Below are 24,284 nucleotides of genomic sequence, written 5' to 3'. Positions count from 1 at the left end.
TTTTGTGAAATTGCCGTGAAATCCTTCACACCGTGATAAAAAATTCAACCCCGCCTTTTTGGTTTTCCGCGCCGACTGTTCCGCCGTGGAGCGCGGCAATGGATTTTACAATGGAGAGGCCCAGGCCGTGCCCGCCGTCTTCCCGCGTGCGTGCTTTGTCAACTTTATAGAAAGCATCCCATATTTTTGTGATCTCAGGCTCAGATATGCCATAACCGGCGTTGAATACAGAGAATCGAATGCGTGAACCATCTTTTTCGGCAGAAAGCCGAAGATAGCGGTTTTCATCGCCATAGCGCACGGCGTTGGTGAGATAATTGCCCAGCGCCCGCTTCATCATGGCATAATCGGCGCATACAGTCAGATGCTCAGGGCATTCGCAGATGCAGCGCACGCCTTTATCTTCTAATAGGGGGTGAAAGCCGTCGAGAAGATCATCCAGCAAAAGCTTTGCGCGAAATTCTGTTTTTTGAGGCGCGGCGCCGCCGGCTTCCAGCGCCGAGAGCTCCAGCATATCTTTTACAAGCCCATCCATGCGGTCACATTCCGCCGCGATGGTCGAACAGTATTCTTTTATGGAATCAGGATCGTCGGCAACGCCATAGAGCAGCCCTTCGGCATAACCCTTGATGACGCCGATGGGCGTTTTCAGTTCATGCGAGGTATCCCGCGTGAGCTGTTTTTGATAAGCCACATCTTTTTTCAGAGAATTCACACTGCTTTTGAGCTTTTCAGAGATGATATTGATGCTGCCCGCCAGCTCGCCCAGTTCATCGGCCGATCGGATATCGGGGATGATCTGAAAGTCAAGTTCTGCGATGCTTCCGGCAACACGGTTCATCTCAAGAACAGGCTTTACGATTTTTCCCGAAAACAGATAGATCACCAGCCCGCCGAGAAAAAGCGCGGCCGCGGCGCAGAGGGCAAAAAAGCGGTTGGCGATGGCGGCGCTTTCTGTAACGCCTTTAAGCTGCTTTGTGAGCACGATCCATTCGCCGCTGCCGGCCAGCTTGGCATAGGCAATGCGCGCGGCCGAATTCTCGCCGGCCGACACTTTTCCATAGACCGTTTTGCCGCCCTGTGTGATCAATTCGGCAATTTCTTTTGGCAGTTTCGCACCGCTTTTATCTTTTTGGGGGTAGGAGGTATAAAGAACGGTTTGGTCAGAAGAGGCTACGGCAATGCTGATGGATTCCATGCGGTCGATGGCCTCGATCATGCTTTGCAGCTGTGCCTTGTTTTCAAGCAGTGCAGCTTCCACCTGCGCCGCGGTTTCAGCAAAAAGCGTCTTGCTTTCAGCGATATAATAGCGCTGCAAAAACAGGGTGCTGCAAAGACAACCGGCGAGAAGAAACGCCGCAAGAACGCCCGCAAACAGAAGAAACAGCTTCGTTTTGATGGAATGTCTCATAGTTTTCCCTCAAACAGATAGCCTGTGCCGCGAATGGTTTTGATTTGATCTCCCGCTTCGCCAAGCTTGGCGCGCAGCATTTTCACATGGGCATCCACCGTTCGTTCATCCCCCTCAAAGTCGAATCCCCATACATTTTCCAACAGCTTATCCCGTGTGAGAACAATGCGGCGGTTTCGCAGAAAGAAGCACAAAAGCCGGTATTCCTTGTTGTTGAGGAGGATCTCGTTTCCTTTGAAGCTTACTTTGTGAAGAGCTTGATCCACCAGCAGATCGCCTGCGCATAAGACCGCGCTTTGCTCTTTCAGGGGGCGGCGCAGCATTGCATTGACCCGCGCCACAAATATTTCATAGCTGAAGGGCTTGGCGATATAATCGTCGGCGCCGTGTGTGAGCCCTTGTATCTCATGGCGGTCATCGCCCAGTGCTGTGAGCATCATCACCGGCACATCACAGCGCGACCGGATTTCGGCCAGAACTTCCCAGCCGTCATAGATCGGCATCATGACATCCAGAATCACCAGATCCGGCGTTTCACGGCCGAAAAAGGCATCAATGGCTTCGCGGCCGTTGGCCGCTTCGATGACTTGATAACCCTGCTTTTTAAGGATATCCCGCAGCAGCTTGCGCAGAGCGATGTCATCATCCGCAATTAAGACTGTCATAAGATTGCCTCCTTCCAGAAGAAACATTTTGTGCTTCAAATGTGAAAAACAGATGAAATGGCAAGCCAATCGATGTTTGTTTCATGCCGCGGCAAGAAAGGTTATCGCCTGAGGGGATCTTTGTTTTCGCAAAGAACCGCAAAAGGGCGGCAGCAACGGAAAACAGCATTACAGAAAAGAAACGAAGTTTTTCGGCACAAGCGTATAATCCACCGAAGAGCGCCATTGGCCTGTTTGATCTTTCCAGGCGTTTTCATTGACGCGCAATTTTTGAAAGCCCAGCGTTTCATAGACATGCTGAGCCCTTTTGTTTTCATAATCGGTATCGAGAACGATTTTTCGGCAGCCCGCATCATTCAATAAAAAAGAGATCAGCATACTCAGCAGGATTTTTCCATAGCCTTTGTCCTGCTCTGAAAAATCACATATTTTAATGCCGACTTCGGCGGTTTGGCCTTCTTGGAGAAGATAAGACATTTCGCCGATGGCGGTTCCATCCAGTTCGATCATCAACCTTCTGCGTGTATCATCGCTATCGTTTTTAAGGCTGGCGGCAATATTGTGCACCGATTGCCCCAACCCTTTGGGAAAACCGGCATGCGCCATGACCTTGCCGTCGTTCCACCAGGAAGCAAGCTGCGGGGCATCTTTTTCTGTGGCGCTGCGGATGACGAAACGACCGTGTTTCAGGTTCATAGAAAATTCCTCCTGTGTTGATGCCGATAGAATATCAGCGTTTCCCGCGGTTTCCAAGTTTTTTCAATTGTATCAAAAAACCATCGGGCACGCAATAAGGCAGAAAGGTGAAAACGGAAAGCAAAAAGGCCGTTCCCAATCGGAAACAGCCTTATCAGAATAAAACAGACAAACAGAGGGGAAAAGGGCGGGAAATTTATAAAGAAACCTCCATCGCCGATTTGACCTTTCGCATGGTTTCGGCGCCGATCTCATTGGCTTTTCCTGTGCCCGAAGCAATGATTTCTCTGACTTCTTCTTTATGGGCTTCATAGTAGGCTCTTTTTTCACGGAAAGGCTCAAGCATCTCATTCAGCCGGGCCGCCAGCAGCTTTTTACAGGCGACACAGCCTATTTTTGCGCCGCGGCACATTTCACACAGCCCGGGGTATTCTTCACCGTTAAAGATTTCATGGTAGGCGCTGACCATGCAGAGATCGGGGTTCCCCTTATCGGTGAGGGCCACTCTGTTTTGATCGGTGAGTGCCGCCTTTACTTTTGCCGTGACGGTATCGCGATCATCGGAAAGATAGATGGCGTTGCCAAGACTTTTGCCCATTTTGCTGTTGCCATCAAGCCCCACAAGGCGCGGGGTGGCGCTTAAAAGCGCCTGGGGCACCTTGAGCGCTGCGCCATAAAGATCGTTGAAACGCCGAACGATCTTATGCGCCTGCTCCATATGCGGAAGCTGATCTTCCCCAACGGGAACAAGATCTGCGCCGCAGAAAGTGATGTCTGCCGTCTGGCTGACAGGGTAACCCAAAAACCCATAGCTCAGGTCATCATAGCCATATTGTTTTGCTTCGGTTTTGATGGTGGGGTTATGGCGCAGGCTGTTCACAGAAACGAGCATGGAATAAAACACCGTCAGTTCGGCAATGGCCGGCACCTGCGACTGCTGAACGAAACAGACGCTTTCAGGGTCGAGCCCCACCGATAAATTATCGATGGCCACATCATAAATGCTTTGGTTGATGAGGGCGGGGTTCTGAAAATGGGTGGTCAGCGCCTGCACATCCGCCAGCAGGATAAAGGTTTCATAATCGTTTTGAAGCTTCACGCGGTTTTGCAGGCTGCCCACATAATGGCCCAGATGCAGCCGCCCCGTGGTTCGATCGCCGGTTAAAATTCTTTTTTTCATGTTGATAAGATCCTTTCAAATTGTTTTTTGATACCACCACCAGTCGTCAAACATCAAACCAACTCCTTTAAAAATAAAAAAACTTCTGCCCCTAAGGGCAGAAGAATATTCTGCAGCCACCTTAAAGCACGCACAGTCATGCGCTTCCCGTGTTACGGCCGGGATGTTCCGTCAGCGCCTACTGGGAATCTTCTTTTCGGGCTGCCCTCATAAGTCCATTCATCAAAACTTGAAATGCCGCCATCGCACCACCGGCGGCTCTCTGGAATTTCGCTGTCAAGATTACTTCTCTTACTCAACGGTTTGTTGTTAAATTGTATTTACTCTACCACAATGCGCGGGGCAAGTCAACCAAAAAACCACCCAAACGGGGGCATGGACGCAGCAAATCAAAAAGGAACCCGCCTTGCCGCAGGGCAGAGGAGGGAAAAAGTTTTGCACAGCGGGCAAAACAGCCGCCTTTGCAGATGATTTTTCTATTTGCGCTATGGGGCAAAACGCTGAAAAAGCCATAATCGGGCGCGGCAAAGAAGGGCGGGTTTGTTGCGATATCATGCAGGAAGTGGTATAATGCAATTAATTATCGAAAAATGCAAAACCCGTGAAACCCATAGGAACCTATGGCGTGGAACATGAAATAAAACACGATTAGACAATGAAAATGAAGATGCCCGCCATGGGGCGGCATTTTGGAGGAATTTTATGAAGAACGCGGCCCATACCATCACCCAGGAAGAACTGTTGCAGCAACAGGAATATTGCGCAAAGATCAGACAATATTATCTTGAAAAATCAGAAAAACAGCCGCTGGCCTGCACGGATACCTATGGATGCCAGCAGAACGAGGCAGATACCGAATTGCTGCGCGGGATGTTCACCGATATGGGTTTTGCGTTTACCAACGACCCCGAACAGGCGGATGTGGTGATTTTCAACACCTGCGCCGTGCGTGAACACGCCGAGCAGCGCGTATTCGGCAATGTGGGCGCGCTGACCCATGTGAAGCGGCGCAACCCCAATTTGGTGGTGGCCATTTGCGGATGCATGGCGCAGCAGGAACGCATCAAGGAAAAGGTGAAAAAAAGTTTCCCAGTGGTGGATCTTTTGTTCGGCACACATGCGCTTTACCGCTTTCCACAGCTGCTTTGGCAGAATCTTTCCACCAAAAAGAGAGTTTTCGATATCTCGGGTGAAGAAAGCGGCGTGATCTTAGAAGGTGTGCAGCCTGTGCGCGACCGCACCATCAAGGCGTGGCTGCCGATCATGTATGGATGCAATAACTTTTGTTCCTATTGCATCGTGCCCTATGTTCGCGGGCGCGAGCGCAGCCGAACCCCCGAGGCCGTGCGGGAAGAATTCATCAAGCTGGTGGAAGCGGGCTATAAAGATATCACGCTGCTGGGGCAGAATGTGAATTCTTATGGCAACGATGCGGATTTCGAATGTGATTTCCCGCAGCTTTTGGAAATGCTCAACGCGGTTCCCGGCGAATTTTTGATCCGCTTTATGAGCAGCCACCCCAAAGACGCCACCGAAAAATTATATGAGACCATGGCGCGATGCGACAAAGTGGCCAAGCAGCTTCATTTGCCCTTCCAATCGGGCAGCAATGAGATCTTGGAAAAAATGAACCGCCGCTATACCGCCGAAAAATATCTGGGGCTGGTGGAAGCGGCGCGGCGGCAGATGCCCGGCCTTCCCATGACGAGCGATGTGATCGTGGGCTTCCCCAACGAAACAAGGGAAGATTTTGAACAGACCCTGGAACTGGTGAAAAAAGTTCGGTTCGACAGCCTGTTTACTTTTATTTATTCCAAGCGCGAAGGCACGGTGGCCGCCGAGATCGAAGACCACACCTCCACCGCCGATAAAAAACAGTGGTTCGAAGAGCTGCTGGCGGTGCAGAACCAGATCTCAAACGAGATCAATGCCACTTATGTGGGCAAAACCTGCCGCGTTTTGGTGGATGGCACCGGCGACGATGCGGATTATCCGCTGACGGGCCGCACGGAAAGCATGAAACTTGTGCGCATCAAGGGCGATGCTTCGCTGATCGGCCGGTTTGCGCAGGTGAAAATCGAAAAACATACCACATGGGCGCTGTTTGGCGCGGTTGTGGAATAAAACGGGGGAAACAACATGGCCGAACTCACGCCCATGATGCAGCAATATCAGAAAGTTAAAGACGAAAATCAGGATTGCATTTTATTTTATCGCCTGGGCGATTTTTATGAAATGTTTTTCGAAGACGCCCAGATCGCTTCAAAAGAACTGGAACTGGTGCTCACCGGCCGCGATTGCGGGCAGGAAGAACGCGCGCCCATGTGCGGCGTGCCGTTCCACAGCGCCGAAAGCTATATCGCGCGCCTGATTCAAAAAGGCTATAAAGTGGCCATCTGCGAGCAGATGGAAGACCCCGCTTTGGCCAAGGGGCTTGTGAAACGCGAAGTGATTCGCAAAATCAGCCCCGGCACAGTGATCGAAAGCGCGATGCTGGAAGAAAACAAAAACAATTTCATCGCAGGCGTTTATCTCGAAGGCCGCGGAGCGGGCATTTGCTTTTGCGATATCTCCACGGGCGAGATGCATGCTTCCCAGCTGACGGGAAAACATTTGGGCAGCGCCGTGATCAGCGAACTGGGGCGCTTTTCGCCCAGCGAGGTGGTGCTTTCCGATGGCGCGGCGGCCAACGGCGAATTATCGGAGTTTTTTAAAGAGAAATATTCCTGCCACACCGAAACACTGCCCAAAGGCTATTTTTTGAAAGAGCTTGCGGAAGAACTGGTGCGGCAGCATTTTGAACCCGATCAGGCCCTGCAGGGGGAACTGGAAGAAAACCCCGAACTTTTGCTGGCGCTGGGCGGGCTGCTGAATTATCTGCATGAAACACAGAAAAACGAACTGAAACAGATCAACAAGCTTGAAATTTACGGGCAGGCGCAGTTTATGCAGCTGGACCCGGGCGCACGGCGAAATTTAGAGCTTTGCGCCGTGATGCGCACAGGGGCCAAAAAGGGCAGCCTGCTTTGGGTGCTGGATCACACAAAAACCGCCATGGGCGGGCGGCTGATCCGCCAATGGCTTGAAAAACCGCTGGTGAATGTGGCGCAGATCCGCCGCCGCCAAAGCGCGGTGGAAGCGCTGCTGCAAAACCGCGAGGCGCGCGACGCTTTGGAAGAAGCTCTGCGCAGCGTGTATGACATGGAACGCCTGATCGGGCGCATCGTTTTCGGCAGCGCCAACTGCCGCGACCTGCGTTCGCTGCAGCAGACTTGCATGGCCCTGCCGCAGATCCGTTTGGGGCTTCAGCCTTTTTGCAACCAGTTTCTGGCCGAGCTTTGCGGCGAGATCGACCCTTTGGAGGATATCGCGGGGCTGATCGACAGGGCGATCGATGAAAACCCGCCGTTTTCCGTTCGTGAAGGCGGCATGATCCGCGAAGGTTATGACAGCGAGATCGATGAATTGCGTCATCTTTTGAACGGCGGAAAAGACACGCTGGCGCAAATCGAGCAGCGCGAGCGCGAAGCCACGGGGATCCCCAAGCTGAAAGTGGGATATAACAAGGTTTTCGGTTACTATATCGAAATTTCCAAATCTTATGCATCGCAGGCCCCCGAAACTTATATCCGCAAGCAGACGCTGACCAATTGCGAGCGATTCATCACCCCCGAGCTGAAAGAGCTGGAAGCAAAAATGCTTTCTGCGGGCGAACGGATCACCGCGCTGGAATATCAGGTGTTTTGCCGCGTGAGAGAAGAAGTGGCCCAAAACGCCCACCGCATTCAGCAAACGGCTCAGGCGGTGGCGGCGGTGGATGTCTTGTGTTCCTTTGCGCTGGCGGCGCAGAAACAGAATTATGTGATGCCCGATGTGGATTATTCAGACCAGCTGATCATCCGCGACGGCCGCCACCCGGTGGTGGAATGCGTTTTGCGCGATGCGCTGTTTGTGCCCAACGACGCCGCGTTAGATTGCGGCGAGAACCGCGTGGCCATTATCACGGGGCCGAATATGGCGGGCAAATCCACCTATATGCGCCAGGTGGCGCTGATCACCATTATGGCGCAATGCGGCAGCTTTGTGCCGGCGGCCAGCGCCGAGATCGGCGTTTGCGACAGGGTCTTCACCCGCGTGGGAGCTTCGGACGACCTGGCTTCGGGGCAATCGACTTTTATGGTGGAAATGAGCGAAGTGGCGGATATTTTAAAAAACGCCACGGAAAGAAGCCTGTTGATTCTGGATGAGATCGGCAGAGGCACTTCGACCTTTGACGGCATGGCCATTGCAAGAGCGGTTCTGGAATATGTGGCGGATAAGAAAACGCTTGGCGCCAAAACGCTATTTGCTACCCATTACCACGAATTATCCGAGCTGGAAGAATTGCTGCCCGGGGTGAAAAATTATAATATCGTGGTGAAAAAACGCGGTGACGATATCACCTTTATCCGCAAGATCGTGCGCGGCGGCGCAGACGACAGCTATGGCATCGAGGTGGCAAAACTGGCGGGGCTGCCCGCCCAGGTGATCCGGCGGGCCAAAGCGGTTCTGGCCGAAATCGAACAGAAACAGCCCGAAAAAGGGCGGGCCGCGCAGCAAGAACCTCAGCCGCAGATGCAGATGACCATGGGCAGCGCCGAAAACGGCAAGATCACCCAGCGGCTCAAAGAGCTGGAACCGGATACTTTGACCCCGATCGAAGCGCTGGGGCTTTTATATGAACTGAGCAAGGAAGCAAAGGAGGGTTCGTAATGGCAAAAATCGCTGTTCTTTCGCCGCAGGTGGCCAACATGATCGCCGCGGGCGAAGTGGTGGAGCGCCCCTCTTCGGTCATCAAGGAACTGATGGAAAATTCCATCGATGCCGGCGCGCGCAACCTGACGGTTGAAATTCGCGGCGGCGGCATCTTATATATGCGCATCACCGATGACGGATGCGGCATGGAGCCGGAAGACGCCAAAACGGCTTTTTTGCGCCATGCCACCAGCAAGATCAAATATGAAAACGATTTGACCGCCATTCATACGCTGGGCTTCCGCGGTGAAGCTCTGGCGGCTATCGCGGCGGTTTCGAAGGTAGATCTGTTCACCAAGCCCGCCGCCGCCCCACTGGGCACGCATCTGATCCTTGAAAGCGGCGAAGTGATTTCAGAAGAAGAAACCGGATGCCCCGACGGCACCACATTGGTCATCAAGGATCTGTTTTATAACACCCCCGCCCGCATGAAGTTTTTGAAAAAGGATCAGACCGAAGCGGCATATATCGCATCGGCTGTGGAACAGGTGGCCATGGCTCATCCGGAAATAGCCATCCGCTTTATCAAAGACGGTAAAGAACAGCTGTATACTTCGGGAAACGGCAACCTGCTTTCGGTGATCTATGCCATTTATGGCAAAGAATTTTCGGGGCAGATGGTGGCGTTTTCGGGCAGCCAGCGCGAAGTGCAGGTGATGGGCTATCTTTCGGCGCCCGGCTATTCGCGCGGCAACCGCGGGATGCAGGTGTTTATGGTCAACGGCAGAGCCATTCGTTCAAAGCTGCTCACGGCGGCGGTGGAGCAGGCATATTCGGGCTATATGATGCACGGCAGATTCCCCGCCTGTTTTTTAGATTTGAAGATCAATGCTTCCGCGGTGGATGTGAATGTGCATCCCGCAAAAATGGAAGTGAAGTTCGCCCACGAAAAAGAGGTTTTCAGCACAGTTTATCAGTTTGTGACCTCGGCGCTGGAAGGGCAGACGGCAGCTGCCGAAGCGGAACCCGAGGCTGAAAGCAAACCGCAGGCCCCGGCGGCCGAAAGCACTTATCGCCCGGCGGCGGCCACCGGCTATCGCTCGCCGCTGTTCACTATACCGGAAAGCGAGCGCCAATCGGCGGCCAAGCTGGCCAGCGACGCTAAAACGCTTTATCAGACAAAGTTTGAACCGCGGGAGGCCTCCGCTTTTACGGAAAAAGAAGCGGTGGTAAAGCCCGAAGAAAAAAGCTTTGGCGGGGCGCGGAAAGAAACGCCCCTCAGGATCGGCGGATATCGCACGGGAAGACAGGGCATCTCGGTTGAGATCAGCCCTGAAGAAGCCGAAGCGCTGGAGGGCACGGCACCCGCTGAAGAAGCGAAAAAACAAGCCTGCCCGGCAGAGGAACAGACGGCAAAGCAGCAGGAAGCCCCCGCAGCGGTGACGGTTCCGGTGAAAACGGAGGAAGAATTCTCCGCGCCGAAAGAAGAGAACGGCCGCGAAGAATCCCCCGAATTTCGGCTGATCGGCGAACTTTTCGCCACCTATATCGTGGTTCAGATCGGGGATGAAATGGTAATGATCGACAAGCACGCCGCCCATGAACGCATGATCTACAACAAAATCGTTGACCAAAGCGGCGGCGAAGACGCCCAGACTCTGCTGGCCCCGATGCCCATTTCGGTGAGCCGCTTAGAGAAAGCGGCGCTGATGGAACATCGGCAGCAGCTGGAAAAAGTGGGGTTCGAAGTGGAAGATTTCGGCGATTCTTCCGTTTTGGTGCGGCGTGTTCCCATGTATGTGCAGGAAAAGGATATCAACTATATCCTCACCGATATCGCCCAGAAAATGATGGATCTGCGGCGCGCCAGAGCGGATGCACTGGAAGAGATCATCAAAAGTGTATCCTGCAAAACAGCTGTAAAAGCAGGTACATTTACAGATATTGATGAAATGAGAAACTTTACGCAAAAAGTGCTGGCGGACCCGAAGGTTCGCAGCTGCCCCCACGGCAGACCCGTGCTTTTCAGCATGAGCCGGCAGGAAATCGAAAAACAATTCAAGAGGATCGTTTGATGACACAGCAGCAAAAAATTCTGGTGGTGGAAGGCCCCACGGCTTCGGGCAAAACCGCCCTGGCCATCGCGCTGGCCCAACAGTTCGGCGGCGAGATCGTTTCGGCCGATTCGATGCAGATCTATCGCAGGCTGGATATCGGAACCGCCAAGCCCACCCGCGAAGAACAGGCGGCGGCAAAGCACCATATGATCGATGTGGCCGAACCGGGCGAACAATATTCGGTTTCGCGTTATGTGGAGGAAGCCACCGTTTGTGTGGAGGATATTCTCGCGCGAAAGAAGCTGCCCATCGTCTGCGGCGGAACGGGGCTTTATATCGACGCGCTGATCGCGGGGCGCGATTTTTCGCAGGGCGGGCAGGAAACGCTGCTGCGCAGCCGGCTGGAAGAAGCGTGGCAGCGGGAAGGCGCCGCCGCCATGATGGAGCGCCTGGCGCGGGTAGACCCGGAAAGCGCCGAAAAACTGCACCTGAACGATAAAAAACGGATCTTGCGTGCCCTTGAGGTTTTTGAACAGACGGGCGAAACCATTTCGGAACATAACCGCAAAACCAAGGAGCTGCCGCCTCGCTACGATGCCGTGATTTTGGGGCTGAACACCGACCCGCGGCAGATCTTATATGACCGCATCAACAATCGCGTGGATCAGATGCTGAAAATGGGGCTTGTGGAAGAAGCCCGCGCTTTATATGAACAGGGCGTTTTGGAAGGCACCGCGGCGCAGGCCATCGGTTATAAGGAAATGCTGGGTTTTCTGAAAGGGGAATGCAGCCTTGCCCAGGCGGCGGATCTTTTGCGGCAGAAAAGCCGCAATTACGCCAAACGCCAGCTGACCTGGTTCGGCAAAGATCCCAGAGTGCACTGGATCGTTTACAATAGTTCCCATAATTTTACACAGGTGTTTCAGAGTGCGACAAAAATCGCCACGGAGTGCGGAGTAAGATAAAAAGGCCATCATAAAGAAAGAGGAGGCCATATCTTATGGAAAACAGGAGCACTTTGCAGGACAAATTTTTGAATGAGATCCGCGGAAAACACATGCCGGTGACATTCTTTTTGACCAACGGTTTTCAGCAGCGCGGGGTTGTGCAGTCATTTGACGGTTTCACCGTATTGTTGTATCATGAAGGGAAACAATATTTGATTTATAAGCACGCCATTTCAACCATTGTTCCGATGGAAAGGGTGGAGATGCGCGAAGAATAGGAGGGCGGGCTGGGCCTGCGAAACGATGAAAGGAAAAACTTTAGTTGCAACGCTTTTCACATTGCTGTTGGTTTTGGTGGTGGGCAGCTATATGGGCTACCAGATCTTCGTGAATTTAACGGATAAGGTCGTCACCGCCGACGCCACCGCCGTGACCGCTGAGGACAAGCTCACGGCAGACGGGGTATTCATCCGCGCCGAACAGCCCGTTTATGGCGGCGACGGCGGCTCGGTGGAATTTTTGGTGGACAGCGGTGAAAAAGTGGCCAACCACCAGCAGGTGGCGTTGTTTTTTCAAAAGGAAAGCGATTTGCAGGCCTATCGCACTTCGGTTTCCATCGGAAAAGAGATCGAGAGCATCCAATATGCCTACTCTCATCTCAGCGATGGTTCTGAAAGCGTGAAACTGGACACGCTTGTGAAAATGAATATGATCCGCATGGGCGACCGTTTAGACCGCGGCATGGTCAAGCAGGCCAACGAGTTTTCTTCGAAGCTGGATGCGCTGATCGTTCAGCGCAACGCTTCTCAGCAGGAAGGCACGGATTATCAGACCATTCTCGATAAGCTGAAAGCCGAAAAAACCGCCGCCGATCAGGCTATCGTGGGCAGCAAAAACGCTGTGACATCGGGCCAATCGGGGTATTTTGTGACTTCAACCGACGGGCTGGAACAGGTTTTGACCCCCGACAGCCTGGAAACCTTATCCGCCCAGCAGATCAAAAACAGCAAAACGGCCCAGAACACCGATGGCGCCATCGGCAAAGTGGTGGATGCTTACAAATGGTATTTTGCCGTGCCGGTGGAGGAAGAACAGGCAAAGCTTATCAAAAAATGCACTTCGGTGAATCTGCGCTTCCCCGAAATTTTGGCGGAAAATGTGGAAGCACAGGTGCATTCTGTGAACAAAGACGCCGACGGAAAATGGATCGCCGTTTTTGAAAGCGGATATATTAACGATGCGCTGCTTTCGGCGAGAGATCAGCAGGTGGAGATCATTCGAAACACCTATAAGGGCATCAAAGTGCCCAAAGAGGCGCTGCGGCAATCCGGCGACAAATGGGGTGTTTACTGCCTGATCGGCGCGCAGGTGGTGTTTAAAGAAGTCAACTGGGTCTATCAGACGGATAGTTATTATATTGCCACCGACGGGGCGAAAACCGGCGGGCTGGAGCTTTATGATAAGATCATCGTCAAGGCCAAAAATATCGCAGAGCTAAAGGTGGTAAAGTAATGGTGGAACAGGCTTATCGGCAAATGGAAGAAAGAATCGCGCAGATCCGCGGGCAGATGGAAGACGCCGCGCGGGAAGCGGGCAGAGACCTTTGGGAGATCCGCCTGATGGCCGCCAGCAAAACGCAGGCGCTTGAAACGGTTGCCGCTTCCGCAAAAATGCCCATCGATCTTTTCGGCGAAAACCGTGTGCAGGAACTGGTGGAAAAAACAGACGCACAGGTTTATGGCGGCAAAGAAGTGCATCTGATCGGCCATCTGCAATCGAATAAAGTGAAACACACCGTGGGCCGTGCTTCTGTGATCGAATCGGTGGATAGCGCCGCCCTTGCCAAAGAGATCGCGCGCCAGGCCGCCAAAAGGCAGCTTTGCCAAAAAGTGATGATCGAAGTGAACACCGGCGGCGAAGAAAGCAAGTTCGGCATCAAACCCGAAGAAATATGGAAACTATTAGAAGAAATCGAAACGATGGAAAATATCAAGGTATGCGGATTGATGACAATTCCGCCCGTTTCACAGAAAAAAGGGCAAAATAGACCCTATTTTTCAATTTTACGCCAACTGTTTATTGACATAAAGTCGAAAAAATACGATAATGTTTCTATGGACATTCTGTCTATGGGGATGTCGCGTGATTTTTGTGATGCAATTGCGGAAGGATCTACCCTGGTGCGTATCGGGACCGGGATCTATGGGCCGCGTATTTATAAGGAGGAACAGAAATGAGTTTGATGAAAAATCTGGGCAGCTTCCTTCGGGGCGACGAAGACGACGACGATGAGGAATTGGATGATTTCCAGCCCCGCGCCCGCAAAACCGAAGATCAGCCTATTACAGATGTGCCGCTGACACCGGCGGATATGATGGGAAAAAAGAACAATAAAGTTGTGAATATCCATGCCACCACTCAGCTTTCTGTTGTTCTGGTCAAGCCCGAAAAATTCGATAACGCCGCCGAGATCGCCGACCATCTGCGCGACCGCAGAACAGTGGTTTTGAATCTGGAACAGACCAATAAAGATGTGGCGCGCCGTTTGGTGGATTTTTTGAGCGGCGTCACTTATGCTCTCGACGGAAAAATCAAGAAAGTTGCCAACAGCACTTTTATCATCACCCCCTATAATGTTGATATTTTAGGAGATCTGATCGACGAGCTGGAAAACAACGGACTTTACATTTAAATTAAACTGGAGGCACCTTTTTGAACGGGATCTATTATGTATTCAGCACAGTGGCGTATTCGCTGATCACCTTCATCGAGATCGCGATGCTTGTGCGCGCGGTGATGTCGTGGTTCCCCCAGACCCAGGGCAGCAAAATTTATGAAATCGCTTATATGATCACAGAACCCGTCATTATGCCGTTTCGCGCGCTGGTGGATAAGATCCCCGCGCTGAGAGGGTTCCCGCTGGATATCAGCTTCCTTTTGGCATATATGGTTTTGATCATGCTGGAAACGATTCTTTAGCCGCACGGCGGCTTTGGCCGGGGGTTCCCGGCCTTTGTATATTCTTTGATATGGAAGCAAAAGACAAAACGAAACTAAAGAGAAAGTGGGGCCATAGCATATGATCTCTCCTCAGGAATTACAGAATCATAAATTCGAAAAGGCCGTATTCGGCGGCTATGATATGGCAGGCGTCGATGAATTTCTTGACCAGCTGATCCCCGATTATGCAGCGCTTTACAAAGAAAACATGACGCTGAAAAACAAGATGAAGGTGCTTGTGGATAAGATCGAGGAATATCGCAGCGTGGATGATGAAATGCGCAAAGCGCTTTATTCAGCCCAGGTGACTTCTAAAGAAATTTCGCAGAAAGCGCAAAATGAAGCCAAACAGATTTTGGCCCAGGCGCAGGCGGAATCTGCCCAGATGCTGGCCACGGCCCGCGCGGAAACCGAAGGCAAGATCGTGGATATGCAGGCCCAGATCCGCGCCGAAAGCAAACGGCTGGAAGACGCTAAATCGGCTTCTGACCAATACGCCAGCGCGATGATCGAGATTCTGAAGAAGAACATTGCCGTCATCGAAGCCATCGCCCAGAAAAATGTGACCGATTTTGTTCAGCCGCCCTGCGCACCGCAGGAAAGCGCCCAGGAGCCTGTTCGCCCCGAAGCCGCCCAAACAGAACAGGCGGAACCTGCACCGCAGCCCGAAGAGATGGAGGCTACCAAGATTTTTAACCCCGGGGCGGATGACGAAGACACCGCCCGCATCTTCAGCAGCGTCAGCGAAGCGGCGCCCGGGCATACAAAATTCGAAAATTTAAAATTCGGCAAGGAATATCACGCCGAAGAAGAACAATAAGCTAGGAGAGTATCAATAAATGGCCGATTACAACAACACGGTGAACCTGCCGCAAACGGAATTCCCCATGCGCGCCGGCTTGCCGAAAAGAGAACCTGAATTTTTGAAATCGTGGAACGAAGCGGATCTGTATCATCAGCTGCTGGAAAAGAACAGCGGCAAGCCCCAATATGTTTTGCATGACGGCCCTCCGTTCTCCAATGGATATATTCACATGGGCACCGCCATGAACAAGGTGCTGAAAGATTTTGTGAACCGCTATAAAATGATGAGCGGCTTTGATGTGCCTTATGTGCCCGGCTGGGATAACCACGGCATGCCCATCGAAAGCGCCATCATCAAAAAAAGCAAGCTGGATCGCCATAAGATGTCGATTCCCGAATTCCGTGACGCCTGCCGTGAATTCGCAATGGATTTTGTGAACAAACAGCGGGAACAGTTCATCCGTCTGGGTGTTTTGGGCGATTGGGAAAACCCTTATCTGACCATGGATCCGAAATTTGAAGCGCGCGAAGTGAAAGTTTTCGGCGAAATGTTTAAAAAAGGCTATATCTATAAAGGCCTGAAGCCGGTGTATTGGTGCCCCCATGATGAAACCGCGCTGGCAGAAGCCGAAATCGAATATCAGGAAGATAAGTGCACTTCTATCTATGTGAAGTTCCGCGTGGCCGACGATCAGGGGAAACTGGCACAGTTCGGCGATGTGAGCAAGATGTATTTCATCATCTGGACAACCACCACATGGACTTTGCCCGGCAACCTTGCCATTGCGCTGAATCCTTCGGAAAGCTATGTGCTGGCAAAGGCCGAAAACGGCGAGATCTATATCACCGCCGAAGCCCTTCTGGATAAGACCATGGCCATGGGCGGCGTTGCGGGTTATGAGATCATCGGCCGCATGAACGGCAGCGAATTTGAATATATGCAGGCGCAGCATCCCTTCATCGACCGCAAGAGCCTGGTGGTTCTGGCCGATTATGTCACCATGGATTCCGGCACAGGCTGTGTGCACACGGCCCCGGGCTTCGGCGCGGATGACTATGTGACCTGCCGCCGTTATCAGATGGATATGATCGTTCCCGTGGATGACAAGGGCTATCAGACAAAAGACGCCGGCAAATTTGCGGGCATGTATTATGAAGATTCCAACAAGGCCATTTTGGATGATATGACCCAGAGCGGCGCTTTGTTTGCCAGCGAAGAGATCACCCATACTTATCCCCATTGCTGGAGATGCAAACATCCCATTATCTTCCGCGCCACACCGCAGTGGTTCTGCTCGGTGGATGCGTTTAAGGAAGACGCGGTGAAAGCCTGTGAAAATGTGACATGGCTGCCCGCATGGGGTGAAGACCGCATCATCAGCATGATCCGCGAAAGAGCGGATTGGTGCATTTCCCGCCAGCGCCATTGGGGCCTGCCCATCCCTGTGTTCTATTGCAGCGAATGCGGAAAGCCCGTTTGCACAGATGAAACCATTGCCGCCGTTTCGAAGATCTTCGGCGAGCAGGGTTCCAACGCATGGTATCAGAAAGAAGCCAAAGAGCTGCTGCCCGAAGGCTTCCGCTGCCCCCATTGCGGCGGTGTTCATTTCACACAGGAAACCGACACGCTGGATGGCTGGTTTGACAGTGGTTCCACACATTTTGCCGTGCTTGAAGAACAGACAAAAGAGGGCTGGCCCAAGATGAAATGGCCCGCTGATCTTTATCTGGAAGGCGCGGATCAATATCGCGGCTGGTTCCAGTCTTCTATGCTTACCGCCGTTGCCGCCAAAGGGCAGGGCGCGCCTTATAAAGCCGTTTTGACCCATGGCTGGGTGGTGGATGGCGAAGGAAAAGCCATGCACAAATCGCTGGGCAACGCGGTCGATCCGGCAGAAGTGATCAAAGAATACGGCGCAGATATTCTGCGCATGTGGGTCGCATCCAGCGATTACCGCGTGGATGTGCGCATTTCGAAAGAAATCTTCAAACAGCTTTCGCAGGTTTATTTGAAGATCAGAAACACCGCCCGCTATATCCTGGGCAATCTGGATGGATTTGACCCCAATCAGCTGGTCAAGCCCGAAGAAATGCTGCCTTTAGACCGCTGGGCCGTGACAAAGCTGAATGAGCTGATGGTGAAAACCGAAAAGGCTTATGAAGATTTTGAATATCATATCGTTCACCACTCTGTGCATAATTTCTGCGTGGTCGAACTTTCGAACTTCTATCTGGATGTGATCAAAGACCGCCTCTATTGCGAAGGGCGCGACAGCCTGCAGCGCCGCAGCGCACAGACGGCGATGTATCTGATTCTCGATACGCTGGTTCGCATTCTGGCCCCGATCCTTTGCTTCACTTCGGATGAGATCTGGAAAGCGATGAAGCATGATGCTTCTGCCAATGAAAGCAATGTGATGTTTAACCAGATGAACAAACCCTTTAAAGAATATGCCCTCACCGCCGAAGAAGAGGCCGAATGGGATGCGCTGACCACATTGCGCGATGATGTGAATGTGGCGCTGGAAGCAGCACGCGCGGCAAAACAAATCGGCAAACCTCTGGAGGCCGATGTGGTGCTTTATTGCGGCGATGAAATGTATCGGAAACTTTGCGGAAAAGAAGAACTGCTGCAAACGCTGTTTATTGTTTCTAAAGTGGAACTGGTCAACGGCAAGGGCGGAACAGCCTGCGCAACGGTCGCCGACACAGGCGTCGAAGTGAAACAGGCTTCCGGCGAAAAATGTGAACGCTGCTGGGCTTATCGCGACACGGTGGGTCAAGACCCCGAACATCCCACACTTTGTGCCCGCTGCGCCGCGGCGATCCGCAGCCAGGAAGCGAAATAAGCGGATTTTGTAAGAGAAAAAAGCGGCAATTGCCATTATGGGAATTGCCGCTTTTCTTAAAAGAACACGCCGGGAAGAAAAGATCGAGGCAAAAGAAAAGGCGGGCGGCGCCGAAAGCCGCCGGTCATGATCGGGCGGAAAACACGGCGGCTTTTGAAGGCCGAAGAAAGGGCAGAACCATGTTATTGAAAGCGCTGAGAGAGGAAATCGTTTTTTATGGGATGCAGCTGCTGGAAAGCGGCATGACAATGCATACGGGCGGCAACCTCAGCGCCCGCGACCCCAAAACAGGGCTGATCGCCATTAAACCCAGCGCCAGGGCTTATCGCGGCTTACAAGCGGAAGATATCGCGGTGATCGATGCAAACGGCAGCCTGGTGGAAGGGGGATATCAGCCTTCCAGCGAATGGAGGATGCATGCGGCGATCTATCGCAGGTTCCCGCAGGCGCGGGCCGTTGTTCACTGCCATTCCCCTTATGCGACAGCGCTGGCGGCGCTGGGAACGCCTTTGCCTCTGGTGAGTCATGAACTATGTTGCTATTGTTCAAAACCCGTTATCACCGCGCCTTTTGCCATGCCGGGCAGCGAAGAACTGGGCCTTGCGGCGCTGAACGCTTTGGGCGAAGAAAACGAAGTGGCCTTTTTGCAAAACCACGGTCAGGTGGCCTATGGCGCCAGCCTGTGGCACGCAATGGATGCAGCCTGCGCCGCAGAGCAGGCCGCGCAGGTTTGGATGATGACGCGGCCCCTTGGAAAAGCGGCGGAGGTGCCCGAGCAGGCGAGAAAACTTTTGCGGGCCTATGACCCTTTGCAAAAGGAAGAACTGCCCGAAAACATTGAGATCCGTTCCGTTTAACGGCGAAAAAAGAGAGCGGTTTCTGAAAAGGAACCTTTTATGGATATCATCGAAAATGAGGAAACGATTTGTGAAAACCAAACAGCCAATCGGAAAAATGATCGCTGTTGCCGCGGCCATTGTGGCGGCGGATCAGGCGGTGAAATATTGGGCCTGCACAGTGCTTCAAGCCAAAGGAAGCATTGCGATTTTGCCCAACATCTTTGCGCTGACTTATGCCCAGAACACCGGCGCAGCGTTCAGCATTTTAGAGGGGAAACGCCTCTTTTTTATTGTGATGACTTTAGCAATGGTGGGCATTCTGTTTTGGATGGCCCGGAAAGGCCATATCCGCGGCAAAATCGGCTGGATATCGGCAGCGTTTGTCATCGGCGGCGCGGTGGGCAATGCCATCGACAGGGCATGGCGCGGTTTTGTGGTGGATCTGTTTGATTTTCAGCTGATCCATTTTGCGATTTTTAATGTGGCGGATATTTTTATCACGGTGGGCGGTTTGCTGCTTGTGATTTATTTTGCCTTTTTAGAAGAGAAAACGGCGGGAGGCAAGCAAGAGCATGAAACAGGAGAAAGTGATCGTTAAACAGGAACAAGAGGGCAGCCGCCTGGATATGGCGCTGACGGTTTTGTTCCCTCAGCTTTCGCGCAGCATGGCCCAGCGGCTGATCGAAGAAGGGCTGGTTTTGCGGGCCGGCAAAGCCATGAAAAAGAAAGATAAGCTTTGCGCCGGCGATGAACTGGAAGTGACGATCCCCGAACCAAAGCCCATCGAAGCCAAAGCCGAAGAGATCCCGCTGGATATCGTTTATGAAGACGATGATGTGATCGTGATCAACAAGCCCAAGGGGATGGTAGTGCATCCCGCCGCGGGTAATTATGAGGGAACGCTGGTCAACGCGCTGCTGGCGCATTGCGGCAGCAGCCTTTCGGGCATCGGCGGCGAACTGAGGCCGGGCATCGTGCACCGCATCGATAAAGATACCAGCGGTTTGCTGATCGTGGCCAAAAATGATGAAGCCCATCGAAAGCTTTCGGCCCAGCTGGCCGATCATACGCTGCACCGTGAATATGAATGCATTGTGCTGGGGGCCCTGCGGCTGGAAGAAGGCACAGTGAACGCCCCCATTGGCCGCAGCACCAAAGACCGAAAAAAAATGGCCATCAACCCGCAGGGAAAGCAGGCGGTGACCCATTATAAAGTGTTGGGCAGATACCCGGGATACACCCATTTGCAGTGCATTCTGGAAACCGGGCGCACCCACCAGATCAGAGTGCACATGGCATCACTGGGCCACCCTTTGGCGGGCGACCCTGTTTATGGCAGCAAAAACGATCGATCCGGCATACAGGGGCAGTGCTTACATGCTCGACGCCTGATTTTCATTCACCCGCGAAGCGGCGAAAAAATGGTTCTGGAATGCCCTCTGCCCGAGGATTTTACAGCGTTTTTGGAAAAGCTGAAGCGAAAAGGAGCATAACATGGGAAAGTTTGACGGGATGATGCTGCTGACGGATATGGACGGCACTTTTTTGAACAGCAACCGGGAAATCAGCGACGAAAACGCCCGGGCGGCCGAATATTTTATGCGCGAAGGCGGAAAATTTTCGGTGGCGACAGGCAGAGTGAAACGCGCGATGGAATACTTCATGCCGAAGCTGAAAATGAACGCCCCTGCCGTTTTATTCAACGGATCGGTGATCTATGATTTTGAAAACGGCCGCCCTGTGGCGGAACGGCCGCTGGAAAGTAAACAGGCGCTGGAATTCGCGCAGGATATGATTCGCACTTTTCCGCAGATGGGGGTGGAGGTCTTTTTGGCGGAGGATGAATTCGTGGCCAACAACAGCCCCATCACACAGCGCCATTTTCAGTTTGTGAAGCTGCCGCTGAAAGAATGTCCTATTGAAAAAATCCCCACGCCCTGGGTGAAATTCAACCTGACCGCAGAGCATGAGGAACTTTTGAAAGTGGAAGAATATTGCCGGAAAAAATATGGCGATTGCTATACGATGCAGTTTTCGTCGCCTTATTTTTATGAGATCATGATGGGCGGCGCGGATAAAGGAACCGGCGCCCGCCTGAGCTGCGATTTTTGCGGCATTTCACACGATCGGCTGTATACGGTGGGCGACGGTTTGAACGATCGGGAACTCATCGCCTGCGCGGCCCTTTCTTTTGCGCCGGAAAACGCGGTGGAAACGATCAAAGAAAGCGCCGATGTGATTTTGCCCGATTGCGATCACCACACCATTGCGGCCGCCGTGGATCATCTGGAAAGAATGAGCCGCTGAGCGTGGGTTTTTCCCGGTTACGGGCGAGAAGCGGAGGGGCTTTCGGCCAGCGCGGCCCATTCCCCGCGCGTGATGCAGAACTGATCGTGCAGCTGATCGCTCAGCAGCGGGCCATAAACGATCCGGCGGCTGACTTTCATCCCCATGCGCCGCGCCACTGCCTGTGAGGCAAAATTATTATGCTTCACGATGGAACACACCCGGTCGCAGCCGAAACGGCGAAAAGCGTGATCGCGGCAGGCCGCGGCGGCTTCGGTGGCATAACCCTGATGCCAAAAGGCGCGGCGGAACAAATAACCGATTTCGAGAAACGATTCTCCGCTTTCGGTTTGGGGCACAATGCCGCATTGACCGATGACCGTGCCATCCGTTTGCAGGCAGACAGCCCAAAGACCCATCCCTTTTTCACAATAGCGCTTTTGATTGCGGGCGATCCATTCGAGGATCTGTGCATCGGTGAAAACGCGCTCATAGGCCTTCATGGCGACGGGGTCTTGCATGATAGCAGCGAGAGCGGGCAGATCTTCGGGGCAAAGCGGCCGAAGAAAACAGCGGGCGGTGACGAGAATTTTTTCGGGAATTTCATCGTGCATCCGGAAAACCACCTTTCTTTTTTAAGTTCGAGCGGGAATTTTAAAAAGAATGTACGCATAGACAATACAAACCCATCGATCTTTTCTTTGCTGCGAACACATTTCACAAGAAACAAGTAGTTCCTATCATAGAAGAAAATCGATAAAAAATCAAGAAAAATTGAGAAACAGCCTATTTTTTATTGATTTCAGGGCAAAAAAGGTATATTCTATATAAGGTCGCGAATTATGCGGAAGGCAAAAACAGCGAAAGAAAACCTGCTTTTGCCGCGAAAAGAAAACCCAAAAAAGCTATGCTTCGTGAAAAAAAGTGACAGCAGGCGGAAAGCCATCAAACGGTTTTCCGGCGCCCAACAAGTTTGAGGGGGTGTAAGACGCTTTATGAATATTGATTTTGGCGCAAAATTCAAAAAATGCCGCAAAGAAAAGGGCATGAGCATCGCCGTTTTGGCGGAAAAAGCGGGCGTGAGCCCCGGCATGATCAGCCAGATCGAGCGCAACACCACAGTGCCTTCGATTTATGTATTTTGGAAACTTTGCAACGCGCTGGAAGAGAATATATCGGATTTTTTTGAAGAAAACAAAAAGAAAAACGCGGTGACCTTGGTGCGCGCCGGGGAACATCGCATGGTTTCGGGAACAGGCAATCATTATTATTTATTGACGCCCAACCCCGACAGACGCATCGAAATGTATAAAGTGGTTTTTCATACAGAAGAAAGCGAGCCTTGTCTGGCGGCGCATGAGGGTGTGGAATGCGGATATATCATTTCGGGGGCGCTGAAAGTCACCATCGGGGAAGAAGAATATGTGCTTTACCCGGGCGACAGCATTTATTTCGAAAGCACGGTGCGCCATCATTTGAGCAATTACAGCGATGAAGAAGAATGTGTGGCGGTTTGGAGTGAACTGCCCTTCACATGGTAAGGCCGCTTCTTTCTCAATGGATATCTTTTAAGAAAAGCGCATAGAATAACAAAAAGACGCGGTTGGTTCCGGTGGAGGAAACGAAAGATGGATCTCAAGTATTACAACTCTTATCTGCAAGTGGATTTAGATAAAATATGCGGCAACATTGAAAAAATCAGAAAGCATATCGGCGAGAAAAAAGATATTATTCCCGTTGTGAAAAGCAACGCTTATGGCCTTGGCACGGTGGAAGTGGCGCGGGCGCTGGCGGAAAAATGCAACATCCGCCTGATCGCCAATTCGCATATCGCGGAATCCATCGCCATCCGCGAAGCCGGCATCAAGACCGATTTGATGATTTTGGGCGCTCTGCCGCCCCACGCGCTTCGCTATGCGCCGCGCTATCAAATTCAAACCACGGTTTTCAACAAAGAAACCGCTGAGATCCTCAGCGATGAATGCCGCAAGCTGGGCACGACGGCTAAAATACATATCAAGCTGGAGACAGGCCTGGGCCGCATCGGCGTGAAGCCGGGCGAAGATCTGGAAACCCTGCTCAACGATCTGAAACAGTTTGATAATTTGGAAGTGGTGGGCGTTTTCACCCATTTCGCCACCGCCGGCAAATATGAGAGCGCTTATACCCATCAGCAGATGGCGCTGTTTGAACAGGGGCTGGCGCAGATCCGCGCTTTTGGCATCGAGCCCCAGTATATCCATGTGGCCAACACAGGTGCTACAGTTTGGCTGAAAGAGGATTGCTGCACCCATGTGAGATGCGGAAGCCTTTATTTGGGCTATAGCAACCTTTGCGACAAATCAAACCCTCTGGGGGTGGAGGAACCCGCCACATGGCGCGCGTTCATCACCAACATCAAAACCATTCAGCCCGGTGAAAGCGTGGGATATCTGCGCCATTTCGTTGCCGAAAAACCCACCAGAGTGGCAACGGTTTCGGTGGGCTATGGCGACGGCCTCAACCGCATGCTGGCCCAGGAATTCGGGCCTGTGGTTGTGCACGGCGTGAAGACAAGATATTTAGGCACCTGCATGGATCAATGCTTTGTGGATGTGACGGATATCGATTGCAAGCTTTTCGACGAGGTGACATTGCTGGGTTATGACAGCGGTCGGCTGTTATCGCTTTTTGAACTGGCGGAAACCGTTCACCAAAATGTTCACAGCGTTTTATCGGCCATCAGCCCCGCGGTCTTGCGCGTGTATGAAAAGTAAGAAAGCGAGAAGGATCTCGACAATCTAACGGCAAAAATAATAAGAGCCCTCAGGCAGTTT

General features: G+C 52.3%; 22 protein-coding genes. 17 read left to right on the top strand and 5 right to left on the bottom strand.

Going from position 1 to position 24,284, the window contains the following annotated elements:
* Positions 1–25 precede the first annotated feature (25 nt).
* The 4 genes from ACJA3I_RS09550 to trpS all read right to left on the bottom strand — a co-directional run bounded on the left by ACJA3I_RS09550 (position 26) and on the right by trpS (position 3,952).
* On the bottom strand, positions 26–1,411 hold the full coding sequence (locus ACJA3I_RS09550) for a sensor histidine kinase (protein ID WP_458862372.1): 1,386 nt from the start codon (positions 1,409–1,411) through the stop codon (positions 26–28).
* The gene (locus ACJA3I_RS09545) at positions 1,408–2,076 is read right to left on the bottom strand and encodes a response regulator transcription factor (RefSeq protein ID WP_458862371.1); all 669 of its coding nucleotides are present in this window, start codon (positions 2,074–2,076) and stop codon (positions 1,408–1,410) included. Before ACJA3I_RS09545 ends, ACJA3I_RS09550 begins: the two co-directional genes overlap by 4 nt.
* A gap of 168 nt (positions 2,077–2,244) precedes the next feature.
* Positions 2,245–2,772 (bottom strand): GNAT family N-acetyltransferase, encoded by a 528-nt coding sequence (locus tag ACJA3I_RS09540; protein WP_458862370.1) that lies wholly within the window; start codon positions 2,770–2,772, stop codon positions 2,245–2,247.
* A 196-nt stretch (positions 2,773–2,968) separates the two neighbouring features.
* Positions 2,969–3,952 (bottom strand): tryptophan--tRNA ligase, encoded by a 984-nt coding sequence (trpS, locus tag ACJA3I_RS09535; RefSeq protein WP_458862369.1) that lies wholly within the window; start codon positions 3,950–3,952, stop codon positions 2,969–2,971.
* 702 nt (positions 3,953–4,654) lie between these two features.
* Here trpS and miaB point away from each other — a divergent pair.
* The 15 genes from miaB (at position 4,655) to ACJA3I_RS09460 (ending at position 21,489) form a co-directional block, all read left to right on the top strand.
* Positions 4,655–6,076, top strand: a complete 1,422-nt coding sequence (gene miaB / locus ACJA3I_RS09530; protein ID WP_458862368.1) for a tRNA (N6-isopentenyl adenosine(37)-C2)-methylthiotransferase MiaB — start codon at positions 4,655–4,657, stop codon at positions 6,074–6,076.
* Between the two features lie 15 nt (positions 6,077–6,091).
* On the top strand, positions 6,092–8,704 hold the full coding sequence (mutS, locus tag ACJA3I_RS09525) for a DNA mismatch repair protein MutS (RefSeq protein ID WP_458862367.1): 2,613 nt from the start codon (positions 6,092–6,094) through the stop codon (positions 8,702–8,704).
* Positions 8,704–10,761: a DNA mismatch repair endonuclease MutL gene (mutL, locus tag ACJA3I_RS09520; protein ID WP_458862366.1), complete on the top strand. Its 2,058-nt coding sequence runs from the start codon at positions 8,704–8,706 to the stop codon at positions 10,759–10,761. Before mutS ends, mutL begins: the two co-directional genes overlap by 1 nt.
* A complete protein-coding gene (miaA, locus tag ACJA3I_RS09515) occupies positions 10,761–11,708 on the top strand; it encodes a tRNA (adenosine(37)-N6)-dimethylallyltransferase MiaA (RefSeq protein WP_458862365.1) in 948 nt (315 codons plus the stop codon). The genes mutL and miaA overlap by 1 nt, the downstream gene beginning before the upstream one ends.
* A gap of 35 nt (positions 11,709–11,743) precedes the next feature.
* Positions 11,744–11,968, top strand: a complete 225-nt coding sequence (hfq, locus tag ACJA3I_RS09510) for an RNA chaperone Hfq (RefSeq protein ID WP_458862364.1) — start codon at positions 11,744–11,746, stop codon at positions 11,966–11,968.
* A gap of 25 nt (positions 11,969–11,993) precedes the next feature.
* On the top strand, positions 11,994–13,202 hold the full coding sequence (locus ACJA3I_RS09505; RefSeq protein ID WP_458862363.1) for an HlyD family efflux transporter periplasmic adaptor subunit: 1,209 nt from the start codon (positions 11,994–11,996) through the stop codon (positions 13,200–13,202).
* A complete protein-coding gene (locus ACJA3I_RS09500) occupies positions 13,202–13,927 on the top strand; it encodes a YggS family pyridoxal phosphate-dependent enzyme (RefSeq protein ID WP_458862362.1) in 726 nt (241 codons plus the stop codon). The genes ACJA3I_RS09505 and ACJA3I_RS09500 overlap by 1 nt, the downstream gene beginning before the upstream one ends.
* Positions 13,924–14,382, top strand: coding sequence for a cell division protein SepF (locus ACJA3I_RS09495; protein WP_458862361.1), 459 nt, complete (start codon positions 13,924–13,926; stop codon positions 14,380–14,382). Before ACJA3I_RS09500 ends, ACJA3I_RS09495 begins: the two co-directional genes overlap by 4 nt.
* Positions 14,383–14,402: 20 nt before the next feature.
* Entirely contained in the window at positions 14,403–14,669 is a 267-nt protein-coding gene (locus ACJA3I_RS09490) for a YggT family protein (RefSeq protein ID WP_458862360.1), read from the top strand.
* Positions 14,670–14,769: 100 nt separating this feature from the next.
* The gene (locus tag ACJA3I_RS09485; RefSeq protein WP_458862359.1) at positions 14,770–15,510 is read left to right on the top strand and encodes a DivIVA domain-containing protein; all 741 of its coding nucleotides are present in this window, start codon (positions 14,770–14,772) and stop codon (positions 15,508–15,510) included.
* Between the two features lie 19 nt (positions 15,511–15,529).
* Positions 15,530–18,343: an isoleucine--tRNA ligase gene (gene ileS, locus ACJA3I_RS09480; RefSeq protein ID WP_458862358.1), complete on the top strand. Its 2,814-nt coding sequence runs from the start codon at positions 15,530–15,532 to the stop codon at positions 18,341–18,343.
* Positions 18,344–18,522: 179 nt separating this feature from the next.
* The gene (locus tag ACJA3I_RS09475) at positions 18,523–19,200 is read left to right on the top strand and encodes a class II aldolase/adducin family protein (protein ID WP_458862357.1); all 678 of its coding nucleotides are present in this window, start codon (positions 18,523–18,525) and stop codon (positions 19,198–19,200) included.
* 55 nt (positions 19,201–19,255) lie between these two features.
* Complete coding sequence (lspA, locus tag ACJA3I_RS09470; protein ID WP_458862356.1) at positions 19,256–19,780, top strand: signal peptidase II; 525 nt, start codon at positions 19,256–19,258, stop codon at positions 19,778–19,780.
* Positions 19,755–20,675: an RluA family pseudouridine synthase gene (locus ACJA3I_RS09465; protein ID WP_458862355.1), complete on the top strand. Its 921-nt coding sequence runs from the start codon at positions 19,755–19,757 to the stop codon at positions 20,673–20,675. The genes lspA and ACJA3I_RS09465 overlap by 26 nt, the downstream gene beginning before the upstream one ends.
* 1 nt (position 20,676) lies before the next feature.
* Positions 20,677–21,489, top strand: a complete 813-nt coding sequence (locus ACJA3I_RS09460; RefSeq protein ID WP_458862354.1) for an HAD family hydrolase — start codon at positions 20,677–20,679, stop codon at positions 21,487–21,489.
* A 17-nt stretch (positions 21,490–21,506) separates the two neighbouring features.
* Here the strand turns inward: ACJA3I_RS09460 and ACJA3I_RS09455 are convergent, their stop codons facing one another.
* Positions 21,507–22,082 carry a GNAT family N-acetyltransferase gene (locus ACJA3I_RS09455; RefSeq protein WP_458862353.1) on the bottom strand — a complete coding sequence of 192 codons (576 nt, stop codon included), beginning with the start codon at positions 22,080–22,082 and terminating at the stop codon, positions 21,507–21,509.
* Between the two features lie 381 nt (positions 22,083–22,463).
* Between ACJA3I_RS09455 and ACJA3I_RS09450 the strand changes: the two genes are divergently transcribed.
* On the top strand, positions 22,464–23,009 hold the full coding sequence (locus ACJA3I_RS09450; RefSeq protein WP_458862352.1) for a helix-turn-helix domain-containing protein: 546 nt from the start codon (positions 22,464–22,466) through the stop codon (positions 23,007–23,009).
* Positions 23,010–23,096: 87 nt separating this feature from the next.
* Complete coding sequence (gene alr, locus ACJA3I_RS09445; protein WP_458862350.1) at positions 23,097–24,224, top strand: alanine racemase; 1,128 nt, start codon at positions 23,097–23,099, stop codon at positions 24,222–24,224.
* Positions 24,225–24,284 lie beyond the last annotated feature (60 nt).

Source organism: Acidaminobacterium chupaoyuni (assembly GCF_047936785.1).
Classification (GTDB): domain Bacteria; phylum Bacillota; class Clostridia; order Oscillospirales; family Butyricicoccaceae; genus Acidaminobacterium; species Acidaminobacterium chupaoyuni.
The sequence above is the reverse complement of the archived record's forward strand: the minus strand, read 5'-3'. Positions and strand labels throughout refer to the sequence as shown.

What these genes read in the sequence shown, in the direction of transcription:
- alr (WP_458862350.1), top strand. Translation starts at nt 23,097, where the DNA reads ATGGATCTCAAGTATTACAACTCTTATCTGCAAGTGGATTTAGATAAA.
- ACJA3I_RS09540 (WP_458862370.1), bottom strand. Translation starts at nt 2,772, where the DNA reads ATGAACCTGAAACACGGTCGTTTCGTCATCCGCAGCGCCACAGAAAAA.
- ACJA3I_RS09450 (WP_458862352.1), top strand. Translation starts at nt 22,464, where the DNA reads ATGAATATTGATTTTGGCGCAAAATTCAAAAAATGCCGCAAAGAAAAG.
- ACJA3I_RS09460 (WP_458862354.1), top strand. Translation starts at nt 20,677, where the DNA reads ATGGGAAAGTTTGACGGGATGATGCTGCTGACGGATATGGACGGCACT.
- ACJA3I_RS09550 (WP_458862372.1), bottom strand. Translation starts at nt 1,411, where the DNA reads ATGAGACATTCCATCAAAACGAAGCTGTTTCTTCTGTTTGCGGGCGTT.
- mutS (WP_458862367.1), top strand. Translation starts at nt 6,092, where the DNA reads ATGGCCGAACTCACGCCCATGATGCAGCAATATCAGAAAGTTAAAGAC.
- miaB (WP_458862368.1), top strand. Translation starts at nt 4,655, where the DNA reads ATGAAGAACGCGGCCCATACCATCACCCAGGAAGAACTGTTGCAGCAA.
- lspA (WP_458862356.1), top strand. Translation starts at nt 19,256, where the DNA reads ATGAGGAAACGATTTGTGAAAACCAAACAGCCAATCGGAAAAATGATC.
- ACJA3I_RS09505 (WP_458862363.1), top strand. Translation starts at nt 11,994, where the DNA reads ATGAAAGGAAAAACTTTAGTTGCAACGCTTTTCACATTGCTGTTGGTT.
- ileS (WP_458862358.1), top strand. Translation starts at nt 15,530, where the DNA reads ATGGCCGATTACAACAACACGGTGAACCTGCCGCAAACGGAATTCCCC.
- trpS (WP_458862369.1), bottom strand. Translation starts at nt 3,952, where the DNA reads ATGAAAAAAAGAATTTTAACCGGCGATCGAACCACGGGGCGGCTGCAT.
- ACJA3I_RS09465 (WP_458862355.1), top strand. Translation starts at nt 19,755, where the DNA reads ATGAAACAGGAGAAAGTGATCGTTAAACAGGAACAAGAGGGCAGCCGC.
- ACJA3I_RS09485 (WP_458862359.1), top strand. Translation starts at nt 14,770, where the DNA reads ATGATCTCTCCTCAGGAATTACAGAATCATAAATTCGAAAAGGCCGTA.
- ACJA3I_RS09475 (WP_458862357.1), top strand. Translation starts at nt 18,523, where the DNA reads ATGTTATTGAAAGCGCTGAGAGAGGAAATCGTTTTTTATGGGATGCAG.
- ACJA3I_RS09495 (WP_458862361.1), top strand. Translation starts at nt 13,924, where the DNA reads ATGAGTTTGATGAAAAATCTGGGCAGCTTCCTTCGGGGCGACGAAGAC.
- ACJA3I_RS09500 (WP_458862362.1), top strand. Translation starts at nt 13,202, where the DNA reads ATGGTGGAACAGGCTTATCGGCAAATGGAAGAAAGAATCGCGCAGATC.
- hfq (WP_458862364.1), top strand. Translation starts at nt 11,744, where the DNA reads ATGGAAAACAGGAGCACTTTGCAGGACAAATTTTTGAATGAGATCCGC.
- mutL (WP_458862366.1), top strand. Translation starts at nt 8,704, where the DNA reads ATGGCAAAAATCGCTGTTCTTTCGCCGCAGGTGGCCAACATGATCGCC.
- ACJA3I_RS09455 (WP_458862353.1), bottom strand. Translation starts at nt 22,082, where the DNA reads ATGCACGATGAAATTCCCGAAAAAATTCTCGTCACCGCCCGCTGTTTT.
- ACJA3I_RS09545 (WP_458862371.1), bottom strand. Translation starts at nt 2,076, where the DNA reads ATGACAGTCTTAATTGCGGATGATGACATCGCTCTGCGCAAGCTGCTG.
- miaA (WP_458862365.1), top strand. Translation starts at nt 10,761, where the DNA reads ATGACACAGCAGCAAAAAATTCTGGTGGTGGAAGGCCCCACGGCTTCG.